Raw genomic sequence first — 12,753 nt, 5'->3', positions numbered from 1 at the left:
CAATGCGCAGGATTGAAAGTCTGATCGACACCAATGCCGCCGACTACAAGGCAAACTATGCCGCCATGTCTGAACGGCTGAAGGAATTCCACGCCCGCCAGCACGCGGCGCGTTTCGAACGCCCGCAACGCGATATCGACCGCCTTGCCCGCCAGAACAAACTGGGCGTGCGCGAGCGGTTGAAACTGCTGCTGGACCCCGGCACTCCGTTTTTGGAGTTTTCCACACTTGCCGCCTGTCGCGAATACGATGGAACCGTGCCTGGCGCCGCTGTGGTGACGGGCATCGGTATTGTGCAGGGTCGCGAGGTCGCCATCCACGCCAACGACGCTAGCGTCAAGGGCGGGGCTTGGTATCCACATACGGTCAAAAAGGTCGTGCGTCTTCTGGATGTCGCGCTGGAAAACCGCCTGCCGGTCATCCATATCTGTGACAGCGCGGGCGGTTTCCTGCCGCTGCAGCACGGGGTGTTTCCCGACCGGTATCTGGGCGGGCGGGTGTTCCGCAACCAGGTCAAGCTGAGCCAGGCCAATATCCCGCAGATTGCCGTGGTCGGCGGTCACTGCACGGCTGGCGGCGCCTATGTGCCGACGCTGAGCGACTACAACATCATCATCGAAGGCACAGGGGCGATTTTCCTTGGCGGTCCCCCGCTGGTCAAGGCGGCTACCGGCGAAGAGGTCGGTGTTCAGGAGCTTGGCGGCGCGGTCATGCACACCTCGGTATCGGGCACCGGCGACTATCGCGCCGCGACCGAAAAACACGCCTTTTCACTGGCCCGCGAGATTGTCGGCCAGTGGAAGCGCACGCCGAAAACGATCATCGAAACCGCGGCCTATGAAGAGCCTTACTATGACCCCAAAGAACTCTACGGGATCATTCCAAAAGACCGGAAAACCCAGTTCGACATGCGCGAGGTTCTGGCCCGGATCGTGGACGGCTCACGCTTTCACGAATACCAGCCGGACTATGGCACCACGATGGTGTGCGGCTTTGCCCATATCTGGGGTTACAAGGTCGGCATCCTTGCCAACAACGGGGTGCTGTTCAACGACAGTTCGCTCAAGGCAGCGCATTTCATGCAGTTGTGCAACCAGAACCGCACGCCTCTGGTCTTTTTCCAGAACATCACCGGCTATATGGTGGGCCGCGAATACGAAGAACGAGGCATCGCCAAGGATGGCGCCAAGATGCTGATGGCGCAGGGCGGCTCGGTCGTGCCGAAGTTCACAGTAATCGCCAATGCGTCTTACGGGGCCGGCAACTACGGGATGTGCGGACGGGCCTGGGACGCGCGCACGCTGTTCATGTGGCCCCAGGCCGAGATCGGCGTGATGGGGGCGGATCAGGCCGCAAATACCATGGCGGACGTCAAGATTCGGCAGCTTCAGCGCGAAGGCAAAGAGCTGACCGAAGAAGAAATCGCCGCGATCCGCGAACCGGTGCTGGAAAAATACAAGCGCGATGTCGAGGCTTATACCTCGACCTCGGAATTGTGGGACGACGGCATCCTCGACCCGGCGGACACACGCAACGCGCTTGGCATGTCGATTTCTGCCTCGCTCAATGCACCGATCGACGATCCGCACTACGGGATCTTCCGTCTGTAAAGGCTTGAGGGACGGCACACCGGGTCGGGGGGTGCCGTTCCGCGTCAAGGCGCTTGCATCTGGCGCTTTCGGAATCTGAAGTAGTCCTGACCGGTCCGGTTCCCGGACAGGTCAGGACGATGTCCGCCGCGCCTCCTGAATGGAGACGACGTCAGAGGCCGCCATGCCGGGCCGGTCTGCCTCGACCGCCTTCAGCGGCTCGACCGGCCTCAATCCGGCCAGACAATCGCGCGCAAGTTGCTGGTATTCCGCGGTGCCGCGCGTTTTCCACGCGATTTCTTTCTCGCTGACCTCGCGGATCACCTTTGCCGGCGATCCCACCACCATCGAACGCGCCGGAATCACGGTTTCGCCACGCACAAACGCCTGCGCGCCGACAATCGATTCCGCCCCAAGCTCTACACCATCCATAATGACGGAATTCATTCCGACCAGAGCGTTCCGGCCCACTGTGCAACCGTGCAGGATCGCGCCATGGCCGATGTGGCCGTCGCTTTCCACCACGGCGTCGCGGCCGGGAAAGGAATGGATGATGCAATTGTCCTGAACATTGGCTCCATCCCCGATCACGATCCTGCCGAAATCGCCCCGCAAGCTTGCTCCGGGGCCGATGTAGCATCCATGACCCAAGATGACATTTCCGATCAGAACGGCCTGGGGGTGGACATATGTATCCTCGGGCACGACGGGTATAAAACCCTTGAACTCATAACAGTATGCCATTCCGACCACCTTTCGTAAGCTGAGTGCTAAACGCTTGTCAGCGGTTGCGCCGGGACCAGAATCCCTCAATTGTGCCGCCGATCAGGGCGTGTGGCCCGAAAACAAACACAAGTTAGAAAATAGCGCAAGCTCCCTACGTCACAGCTTGGCGATATTGACACTTCCCAAGGTTGGGATTTAAAATCTAACAAATGGTAGAAAATAGGCTGGCGGACCGATTAGGGTGGCCTGACCGAACTAGGGAGAGAGAGAAATGACAGACAAAGCCTATGTTGCAGGCGTTGGGATGGTCCCGTTCCAGAAGCCGGGAAAATCCGAAAGCTACGATGTGATGGCGACCGCTGCGACCCGGTCCGCTCTGGCAGACGCGGGGTTGGATTATGATAAAGTCCAACAGGCCTATGTGGGCTATGTCTATGGCGACAGCACCTGCGGTCAGCGCGCCTTGTACCATGTCGGAATGACAGGCATCCCGGTTCTGAATGTGAACAACAACTGCTCGACCGGATCGTCCGCCCTGTTCCTGGCCAGGCAGGCAGTTGAAAGCGGCGCGGTCGAATGTGCTCTGGCACTTGGGTTCGAACAGATGCAGCCTGGCGCAATCGGTGCGATGTTCCATGACCGGGTCAGCCCGTTTGCGGCATTCGACAATGAAACCGACGAACTGGTTGGCAGTGCCGAGATCCCGCTGGCGCTGCGGTACTTCGGCGGTGCCGGCAAGGCGCATATGGACGAGTTCGGCACCCCCCTAGAAACCTTCGCAAAAATCCGCGCCAAGGCCAGCCGACATGCTGCGAAGAATCCGGTTGCCCTGTTCCGGCAGAAGGTGACGGCGGAAGACGTCATGGCCGCCCAGGTCGTCTGGCCCGGCGTCATGACCAAGCTCATGGCCTGTCCGCCAACCTGTGGCGCGGCCGCCGCGATCATTTGTTCCAAGGAATTCGCCGACAAGCACGGACTGGACAGTTCGGTTCGGATCGCGGCGCAGGCCATGACGACCGACGGCCCGGAAACTTTCGAAGCCCATGACATGCGCGAAGTGGTCGGCTTTTCGATGGCCAAGCGCGCCGCCGATCAGGTTTACGAGGACGCGGGCATCGGGCCCGAGGACGTGGATGTGGTCGAACTGCACGACTGTTTCGCCCACAACGAGCTTATCACCTATGAGGCGCTTGGCCTTTGCGGTCGCGGCGAAGCGGCGAAATTCGTTGATGATGGCGACAACACCTACGGCGGAAAATACGTGACCAACCCGTCGGGCGGTCTTTTGTCCAAAGGCCATCCGCTTGGGGCGACCGGCCTAGCGCAATGTACCGAGCTCGTTCAGCAGCTTCGCGGCCAGGCAGATGCGCGCCAGGTTGATGGCGCACGTCTGGCGCTTCAGCACAATCTGGGCCTCGGCGGGGCCTGCGTCACCACGCTTTATGAAAAAGCCTGATAGCGCCTTTCGGGAGGAATCAATATGACTGGAAAACTCGACGGGCGCGTGGCGCTGGTCTCGGGCTCGGGCCGGGGCATTGGCCGCGAAATCGCTCTCAAACTGGCCTCGGAAGGGGCCCGGCTGGTGATCAACGATCTGGACGCCGGTCCGGCCAATGAAACCGCCGAGGCGGTGCGCGCAATGGGAGCTGAGGCCGTGGTCTGTGCCGGCAGCGTTACCGAAGTCGGTTTTGCCGAACGGTTCATCAAGACCGGCGTGGACAGCTTTGGCGGGTTAGACATCATCGTGAACAACGCAGGCTACACTTGGGATAGCGTCGTTCAGAAGATGTCCGACGAACAGTGGCAGGCGATCATCGACGTCCACCTGACGGCACCTTTCAAGATCCTGCGCGCTGCCCAGCCGGTGATCAGCGCCAAGGCCAAGGAAGAGGCCGCCGCCGGGCAAGAGGTGTTCCGCAAGGTAGTCAACATCTCGTCCATCGCAGGGACCGGCGGCAATGCTGGCCAGATCAACTATTCCGCCGCTAAGGCCGGTATCCTAGGGGTCACCCGGACGATGGCCAAGGAATGGGGCCGCTATAAGGTCAACGTCAACGCCGTCGCCTTCGGCCCGATTCGCACCCGCTTGACCGAAGGCAGCGCGGATGGCGACAGCACGATCAAGGTCGAAGAAAAAGAGATCAAGGTCGGCGTGAATCCCGATCTCCTGTCCCAGATGGAGCGCATGATCCCGCTGGGCCGGGTCGGCACTCCGGAAGAAGCTGCCGGTGCCGTCTATCTGTTCTGTGCGCCGGAATCGAACTTCATTTCAGGCCAGCACGTCATCTGCGGTGGCGGTTTCGTGATCTAAGGCAGTTGCCCGGACCCGATGACGTGGTCCGGGCAAGCACATTAATGTCTGGGCGGCCTCTTGGCGGTCGCCAATGCGGAATTTTCCGCAAACTCTAGTCTGGCACGATCACGACGATTGACTCACTTGAGTTATTAACCTAACAGGCGTTAGTTAGGCGTTGGGGGATACGAAAGTCTATGGCACAAAACACGGCAATCAAAGTCAACGAGACATCGCGCAGCGCGGTTGGACGGGACGGGGTGCTGGACATTGCCGCGCGGCTTTTCCGCGAACAAGGCTACGGGTCCGTTTCGCTCCGAAAAATTGCCGAGGCCGCCGGGATCAAGGCGGGTAGCATATACTATCATTTCGGTTCCAAGGACGAGATCGTCGCGGCCGTTCTTGATGCAGGGATTCGAGTCGTTCACGCGAGCATGAGAGACGCCATCACCGACCTGCGGGCCGATACCGACGGCGAAACGGTACTGCGCGCCGCGATCCGGGCGCATCTGCGCGCACTTCTTGATGTGAGCGATTATACATCGGCGAATGTGCGTATTTTCGGGCAGGTGCCGCAATCCGTCCGGGATGCCAACTTGCCTACGCGAAGGGCCTATGAGGCAGAGTGGGACAGTCTTCTGTCCCAGCTTAAGAAAGACGGCACGCTGAAGCAAGACGTCGATATCCGTCGCCTGCGCCTGATGCTGATCGGTACATTGAACGCCACGCTCGATTGGTTCGACCCGGACCGCGGTAGCGCCGATGCGTTGTCACGCACCTATGCCGATGTGTTCCTCAACGGGATACTCCAAAGACAGGATACCTGACTTCATGGCACGTCTTGAAACAGCGGTGCTGACCGCATCAGAGACCTACACCCGCAACCACGCCGCACTAAGCGAGCGCGTCGAAACGCTGCGCGCGCGGATCGCCGAAGCAACGGCTGGCGGCCGCCCCGATATGGTCGCGCGGCATCGCAAGCGCAGCAAGCTGTTGGTCCGCGAACGGATCGACCTGCTGGTGGATCCGGGCACTGCGTTTCTTGAGCTGTCGTCGCTTGCCGCCTACGGTCAATACGGGGGCGAGGTGCCCGGTGCGGGGATCGTGACCGGTATCGGGATCGTCCACGGGCTGCCCTGCGTTGTGATCGCCAACGATGCGACAGTGAAGGGTGGGTCTTTCTATCACGAAACCGTGCAGAAACACATCCGCGCCCAGGAAATCGCAGCCGAGAACCGGCTGCCCTGCCTCTATCTGGTGGATTGCGGCGGTGCCTATCTGCCAGAGCAGGACCGGGTTTTCCCCGATGCCCGCCATTTCGGCAATTCCTTTTATCGTCAAACCAACATGTCCGCGAGCGGCCTGCCGCAGATCTCGGCGGTCTTTGGAGGCTGCACGGCCGGTGGGGCCTATATCCCGGCCCTGTCGGACGAAGTCATCATGGTACGCGGCAACGCACGCATCCATCTGGGCGGCCCCTCGATCGTCAAGGTGGCGATCAACGAAGAGGTTGATGGAGAAACATTGGGGGGGGCCGAGATGCATTCGCGCTTCTCCGGTGTGTCTGACCATCTGGCCGAGGACGAGTATCATGCGCTTGCTCTGATGCGCGACATCGTATCCGAACTGGGCCTGTCGCGCCCGATGGGTCCCGATGCAACCTGCGCGCCGCCGGCGCGCAACCCAGAGGAACTGCTTGGCGTCATCAGCGCCGATCGCAAACAGCCCTATGACATGCGCGAGGTTCTGCTGCGCATGATCGACGCCGGCGAATTCCGCGAATTCAAGCCCGGATGGGGTGAGACGCTGGTCTGCGGCACCGCGCGGATTCACGGCTATCGAGTGGGCATTCTCGCAAATAATGGGGCGCTTGTGTCCGACAGTTCGCTCAAGGGCGCGCAATTCGTGTCGATGTGCGATCAACGCAACATCCCGCTTTTGTTCCTCCACAACATCTCGGGCTTCATGGTCGGCACCGAAGCCGAGCGCGGCGGCATTGCCAAAGACAGCGCCAAGCTGGTCTATGCCATGTCGGTTGCCAAGGTGCCGCGCCTGTCGGTCCTCTTGGGCGGCTCATACGGGGCAGGCAACTACGGCATGTGCGGACGTGGTTTCGCCCCGAATTTTCTCTTCGCCTGGCCCACGGCGGAACTGGCCACCATGTCTGCCGACATCGCCACAAATGTGATGCTGGAACTGCGCCGCCAGAAAGGGGGCGACCCGGGCAAGATGGAGGCCGACATGAAGCTAATCGAGGAGCAGGTTCGGGCCCAGTACGGTGAACAGTCCGATCCCTATTATGCCACCTCGCGGCTTTGGGATGACGGGCTGATCGAACCCGCGCAAACCCGCGATATCCTTGGCCTGTGTCTGGCCATCGTGACATCGGTGCCCGAAGCCGGTCGCCATACGCCTGTATTCAGAATGTGAGGCTTCAAGTTGACCAATACCTACAACACGATCCTTATCGAAACCGATGCGCGTGGCGTCGCCAGGCTGACGCTCAACCGCCCCGACAAACACAATGCGCTGAATGGCGAATTGATCGCAGAGCTATACGATGCCGCCGAAAAGCTGGCTGCAGATGACGATGTGCGTATTGTGGTCCTGACCGGCGCGGGCAAGAGCTTCTGCGCGGGCGGCGATTTCAACTGGTTCGCCTCTAATGTCGAGAAAACCCGTAGTGAAAGGGTCGCACAAAGCGCCACGCTGGCGCGGCTGTTGCGCCGCCTTGACACGCTGCCCAAGCCCTTGATCGGGCGGATCAACGGCCCGGCCTACGGTGGCGGTGTCGGCATGATCTCCGTCTGCGACTACACCATCGGCGCCGAAGGCGCGCGCTTCGGTCTGACCGAGGTCAAACTGGGCCTTCTGCCCGCGAATATATCGCCTTATGTGGTGGCCCGCATCGGCAAGGTGCATTCGCGTGAAACCATGCTGTCGGGGGCGTTGTTCGACACGGCCCGCGCCGAGCGGATCGGTCTGTTGACCGAGGTTGTCGCGCCGGGCGACTTGGACGCCACGGTGAACCGGGTGGTGCATGATCACCTTCAGGCCGCGCCGGGTGCCGTGGCCGATACCAAGGCGCTGATCGCCTATGTCGCGTCCCACGATCTGGAGACCAACATGATCTACACCGCCGACCGGCTGGCCGATGCGTGGGAGACGGAGGAAGGTATCGAAGGCATCAACAGCTTCATCAACAAGGGCGTTCCGTCATGGCGGGTGAAATGAGCTTCACCCGCGTTCTGATCGCCAACCGGGGCGAGATTGCCCGGCGCATCCAGCGCGGGTGCCGCAAACTGGGGCTGGAAAGCGTAGCGGTGTTTTCGGACGCGGACCGCGACGCGCCCTTCGTGGCCGAGGCCGATCATGCCGTCTGCATCGGTGGGGCCGCCCCGTCAGACAGTTATTTGAACGTCGAGGCCATCCTTGAGGCCGCGCGGGCGACGGGCGCGGGTGCGGTGCACCCGGGATATGGTTTTCTGTCTGAGAATGCCGGTTTCGCGGCGGCGGTCGAGGCGGCGGGCCTTGTGTTCATCGGGCCGGAACCCGACGCTATCGCGCGGATGGGCTCCAAGATCGAGGCCAAGGCTGCCGCCGAAGCCGCAGGCGTGCCCGTCCTGCCCGGCTATCGCGGCGAGGATCAGTCCGATGCGCGCCTGCTACAAGAGGCCGAGGCGCTTGGCACCCCCTTTCTGGTCAAGGCCAGCGCCGGCGGCGGCGGACGCGGGATGCGGCTTGTCTCCGATCTGGGCGACGCACCCGAAGCGATTGCATCTGCCCGGGCCGAAGCGCAGAGCGCCTTCGGCGATCCGGCGGTGTTCCTCGAACGCTATGCGCCCCGTGCCCGCCACGTCGAAGTGCAGGTTCTGGGCGACACTCACGGCACCGTGCTGCATCTGGGCGACCGCGATTGTTCGCTGCAACGCAACCACCAAAAGCTGATCGAAGAAGCCCCCGCCGCCGATCTTCCCGAGGCTGTGCGCGACCGCATGCGTGCGGCAGCGGTGCGGTTGGCGCAGGCGATCGGCTATCGCTCCGCCGGAACGGTGGAATACCTCTATGACCCCGGGCGCGGTGAATACTACTTTCTGGAAATGAATACCCGGTTGCAGGTGGAACACCCCGTGACCGAGGCGATCACCGGCATCGATCTGGTCGAATGGCAGTTGCGCATCGCGCGGGGCGAGCCGCTGGCGCTGACGCAAGGCGATGTGCAGTTTGACGGGCACGCCATTGAAATCCGCATCGCCGCCGAAAACCCGGCCGAGAATTTTCACCCCGAAACGGGCGAGATCACCCTTTGGGCGCCGCCTGCGGATGTGCGGCTGGACACTGGGGTAGAGTGCGGTTCGGTCGTCGGCCACCACTACGATTCCATGATTGCCAAGCTGATCGTCCACGCGCCGGATCGGACCGGGGCGATCCGCCGGGCGATCACCGCGATCGATGCTTTTGCCGTCGGCGGCGTCGGCCTGAACCTGGCCTATCAACGCGCGTTACTGGCACACCCGGATTTTGCGGCGTTCCGTCACCATACCTCGGGCCTGCCCGAGATGTTTCCAGGCGGCTGGACTGAACCGTCCGCTGATCCCCGGGACATGGCCTTTGCCGCGATGGCGCTGCATCTGCGTCTCGTGCCGGCGGGCGCGTCGCCCTGGGAAAGCCTAGGGTCATGGCGACTCACAGCCCCTGCGGGACAGTCCGGCGCGGCCTTCTATTGGGACACAACCAAAGACGAACCGATCCGCATGTACGGCTCCGGGTCGGGGTTGACTGCCATTCAACCGGACGGCCAGACCATCACGGTCGAGAGTGCCGTTTTAACAGGATGCCGTCTGAGCGGACGCATCGACGGGGTTCCGTTTTCGCGCATCGCTTACGTCGTGCGCGCGCCGAGTCACTGGCGAGTGCACCTGCAAACCCCTGCTGGAATGACCGCGACAGACCTGCGTACGCTGGAAGACCAGCATCTGCAACGTGCCACCGGCGGGTCTGGCGTCGCTGACCTGTTGTCCGCACCCATGCCCGGCGCCGTGGCCGAGGTGCGCGTCGCACTCGGCGACCGCGTCAAAGCCGGTGACACGCTGGTGGTGCTTGAGGCCATGAAGCTGTTGCAAAGCCTGCCCGCGCCGGTCGCGGGCGTGGTGACTGAAATCTATTGTGCACCCGGCGATACGGTCGCCGGGCACGCCCCACTTATCAAACTCGATCCAGAGGAAAACACATGACCAGACAAGACAGCATTACTCAGGTCACCGGCCCGTTCAACGAAGACCTCGAGATGATCCGCAACCAGTTGCGCCGGTTCATTGAAGCCGAGGTGACCGCCAAGGCCGAGCCTTGGGAGGAGGAGGGCAAGGTACCCCGCGACGTGCTGCGCCGGATGGGTGATCTCGGCGTGCTGGGGATGCGCTATGACGAACAGTATGGCGGCGCGGGGCTGGACGTGATGTCCAGCGTGGTTTTGGCCGAAGAGGTCGGGCGATCCACTTTCGGCGGGTTCTCGGCCACCGTTCTGGTCCACACCGACATGGCCTCGCCGCATCTGGAAAACGCCGGCACGCCCGAACAGAAGGCGCGCTGGATGCCGTCGATCGTCTCGGGCGAAATGATCACCGCCGTTGCTGTGACCGAACCGGGCGCGGGCTCGGACGTGGCGGGCATGCGCTCCCGCGCGGTGCGGGACGGGTCGGATTGGGTGCTGAACGGCACCAAGATGTTCATCACCAACGGCGTGCATGGCGATCTCTACTTTGTCGGTGCCAAGACCGATCCCGATGCCAAGGGGTCGCGCGGGATCACCATATTTGCGGTCGAAAAAGGCACGCCGGGCTTTTCGGTCGGACGGGCGTTGAACAAGACCGGCTGGCTGTGCTCGGACACTGCCGAACTGATCTTCGAAGATGTCCGTATCCCGGCCGAAAACGTCTTGGGCGAGGTCAACCGCGGTTTCTATTCGGTAATGAAGAACTTCCAGAACGAACGCATTGTGCTGGGTGCGATGGCCTGTGCCGAAGCGCAAACCGCGCTGGACATGACCGTGGATTATGTCAAGCAGCGCAGGGCCTTTGGCGGCGTTCTGTGGGACAAGCAGGCCGTGCGCCAACGGCTGGCCGACTGTCAGACGCGGATCGCTGCAGGACGTCAGCTGGTCTATCACGCCGCCGGTCTGGATGCCGCGGGCGGTGACTGCGTGAAAGAGGTCTCGATGGTCAAAGCCTATTGCGGCGAACTGGTGAACAGCGTGCTTTATGACTGCGTCCAGTTTCACGGCGGTATGGGTTATATGCGCGAAACACCGGTGGAACGCATGTCACGCGATGCCCGTGTGCAGGCCATCGGCGGCGGGGCGAGCGAAGTCATGTTGGAAGAAGTCGCCAAGCGCATGTGAGCTTACTATCCAAAAAATTAACAATCTACAGAAACAAGGACGAAAAAGATGAATCTGGAAACCACTCAAAGCCAAACACTCGCAAAACTTACCCAAGAGATCTCGATAATTCTCGTCGGCACAATTCTTCTGACACTATCCGCCAAAATCGTGGTGCCGTTCTACCCGGTTCCCATGTCTACACAAACCCTGGTTGTCTTGGGTCTGGGCCTTTTCCTGGGGCCGGTGCGCAGTAGTCTTGTTGTTGTGACCTACCTTTTTGAAGGTCTGCTTGGCCTGCCGGTCTTCGCAGGCACGCCTCCGGCTCTGGCCGGACCGGCGTATATTGCGGGTCCCACAGGCGGATACTTGGTAGGCTTCGCACTTGCGGCGGCCGCCGCCGGGTGGATTGTTCAAGCACTGCAAGGACTTCGGCCTGCGTTCAGAGCATCTGTCGCGGTCTTTTTGGGTTCGATAGTCATGTATTGCGCAGGGCTGCTCTGGTTGGGTGGCTTTGTCGGCTATGGCGAAAAGTTGCTGAACGCCGGTCTTTACCCGTTCCTTCTCGGGGATCTGACGAAGGCGACAATTGCTGTAGTTCTGTATACTGCTTACCATAATCGCCGCGCTGTGTGACTGCCAGCCCAAGACTGTATCAGACTGTTTCAGTCTCATACGGGCCTGGTCCAATGTAAGTTGAAATAGTCCGATGCCGGATTTGACAGGCATCGGACGCCAGCCTGAGGTTTCCGGCGCCATGCGAGAGCAATGCGCAAAACTGTGCGAACCAAATTGTTCGCAATCAATACCTGGTCGCACACAATGAAAAGAAGCAGCATGTTTTTCTCAGAGCCGGAGCCTTGCCGCGCGAAGGGAGTCGAATTGGCCCCTGGAATTCTGAGGATCGTCGCGAACAATCCCGGAAAGATGACCTACCACGGGACAAATAGCTACATCATTGATACGCCTGATGGTCGGTTCATAATCGACCCCGGCCCAGCAGAAGACAGTACACATTTCGGGGCAATCATCGAAAATTTGGGGGCCAAACCATCTGGGATTCTGCTCACACACCACCATTCTGATCATTTTGGAGTCGTCCCAGCCCTGCGAGCACGGACAGACGCACCTGTTTATGCCTCACGGGCATTCCCTGACGATGCATTTCGACCTGACCGGTTTCTGGAGGACGGACAGGTCATTGCCGGTCTTACCGTCCTGCACACACCTGGTCACGCGAGCGACCACCTTTGTTTCGCGAGACCTGACGGAGTGCTCTTCACGGGCGACCACGTTATGAGTTGGAACAGTTCGATCGTCAGCCCCCCTGACGGAAACATGCACGACTACTGCGCGCAGCTACAGCGGCTGATTGAGCGCGACGATAGGATCTACTTTCCGGGGCACGGACCTATACTCCGGGATCCGCAACCTTACGTCAAACGGTTGCTTTCCAACCGCATGCGTCGCGAGGCGGAGATCCTCGCCCACCTCTCAAACACCCCGGATTCGGTCCAGAATATCGCCGCTTCCGTCTACAAGAAAACCGACCCACAAATCGCAATGGCCGCAGGACGAAACGTTGCGGCGCATCTGGAGAAGCTGTTGTCTGAGTCGCGGGTGGTACAAGATGGCGGGGTCTGGAAATTAACATAAGACAGATTACCGGCTTTAGACCCCATGATCGGGCCCTGAACTGACTGGGTCTGTGGCCTCTCCCGCGGCATTCTCCGTTCGAGGGTTGCGCCCGGTTGGCGGGCGCCGAGCCT

At 61.0% G+C, this 12,753-nt stretch carries 11 protein-coding genes; 10 read left to right on the top strand and 1 reads right to left on the bottom strand.

Annotated features, from left to right (window positions below; translation table 11 throughout):
- Positions 1 to 2: 2 nt before the first annotated feature.
- A complete protein-coding gene (locus PXK01_RS17580; protein ID WP_138424259.1) occupies positions 3 to 1,610 on the top strand; it encodes an acyl-CoA carboxylase subunit beta in 1,608 nt (535 codons plus the stop codon).
- A gap of 111 nt (positions 1,611 to 1,721) precedes the next feature.
- Here the strand turns inward: PXK01_RS17580 and PXK01_RS17575 are convergent, their stop codons facing one another.
- Positions 1,722 to 2,333 carry an acyltransferase gene (locus PXK01_RS17575; protein ID WP_204114562.1) on the bottom strand — a complete coding sequence of 204 codons (612 nt, stop codon included), beginning with the start codon at positions 2,331 to 2,333 and terminating at the stop codon, positions 1,722 to 1,724.
- Positions 2,334 to 2,586: 253 nt separating this feature from the next.
- Here PXK01_RS17575 and PXK01_RS17570 point away from each other — a divergent pair, with 253 nt between their 5' ends.
- From PXK01_RS17570 to PXK01_RS17530, 9 genes are all read left to right on the top strand, one after another.
- The gene (locus PXK01_RS17570) at positions 2,587 to 3,771 is read left to right on the top strand and encodes a lipid-transfer protein (RefSeq protein WP_204114561.1); all 1,185 of its coding nucleotides are present in this window, start codon (positions 2,587 to 2,589) and stop codon (positions 3,769 to 3,771) included.
- Positions 3,772 to 3,795: 24 nt separating this feature from the next.
- Positions 3,796 to 4,626: an SDR family NAD(P)-dependent oxidoreductase gene (locus tag PXK01_RS17565; RefSeq protein ID WP_204114560.1), complete on the top strand. Its 831-nt coding sequence runs from the start codon at positions 3,796 to 3,798 to the stop codon at positions 4,624 to 4,626.
- 179 nt (positions 4,627 to 4,805) lie between these two features.
- Complete coding sequence (locus PXK01_RS17560) at positions 4,806 to 5,435, top strand: TetR/AcrR family transcriptional regulator (RefSeq protein ID WP_057817049.1); 630 nt, start codon at positions 4,806 to 4,808, stop codon at positions 5,433 to 5,435.
- Between the two features lie 4 nt (positions 5,436 to 5,439).
- Positions 5,440 to 7,038 (top strand): acyl-CoA carboxylase subunit beta, encoded by a 1,599-nt coding sequence (locus PXK01_RS17555; protein WP_204114559.1) that lies wholly within the window; start codon positions 5,440 to 5,442, stop codon positions 7,036 to 7,038.
- A 9-nt stretch (positions 7,039 to 7,047) separates the two neighbouring features.
- Positions 7,048 to 7,842, top strand: coding sequence for a crotonase/enoyl-CoA hydratase family protein (locus PXK01_RS17550; protein WP_138424255.1), 795 nt, complete (start codon positions 7,048 to 7,050; stop codon positions 7,840 to 7,842).
- Positions 7,827 to 9,842: an acetyl/propionyl/methylcrotonyl-CoA carboxylase subunit alpha gene (locus PXK01_RS17545; protein ID WP_204114558.1), complete on the top strand. Its 2,016-nt coding sequence runs from the start codon at positions 7,827 to 7,829 to the stop codon at positions 9,840 to 9,842. The genes PXK01_RS17550 and PXK01_RS17545 overlap by 16 nt, the downstream gene beginning before the upstream one ends.
- A complete protein-coding gene (locus PXK01_RS17540) occupies positions 9,839 to 11,005 on the top strand; it encodes an acyl-CoA dehydrogenase family protein (protein ID WP_036540250.1) in 1,167 nt (388 codons plus the stop codon). Before PXK01_RS17545 ends, PXK01_RS17540 begins: the two co-directional genes overlap by 4 nt.
- A 48-nt stretch (positions 11,006 to 11,053) precedes the next feature.
- Positions 11,054 to 11,620, top strand: a complete 567-nt coding sequence (locus tag PXK01_RS17535; protein ID WP_043753595.1) for a biotin transporter BioY — start codon at positions 11,054 to 11,056, stop codon at positions 11,618 to 11,620.
- 201 nt (positions 11,621 to 11,821) lie between these two features.
- Positions 11,822 to 12,640 carry an MBL fold metallo-hydrolase gene (locus tag PXK01_RS17530; RefSeq protein WP_028288548.1) on the top strand — a complete coding sequence of 273 codons (819 nt, stop codon included), beginning with the start codon at positions 11,822 to 11,824 and terminating at the stop codon, positions 12,638 to 12,640.
- Positions 12,641 to 12,753 lie beyond the last annotated feature (113 nt).

Origin of the sequence: Phaeobacter sp. PT47_59 (assembly GCF_028890025.1) — a bacterium.
Classification (GTDB): Bacteria; Pseudomonadota; Alphaproteobacteria; order Rhodobacterales; family Rhodobacteraceae; genus Phycobacter.
This window is presented reverse-complemented; position numbering and strand designations above follow the sequence as displayed.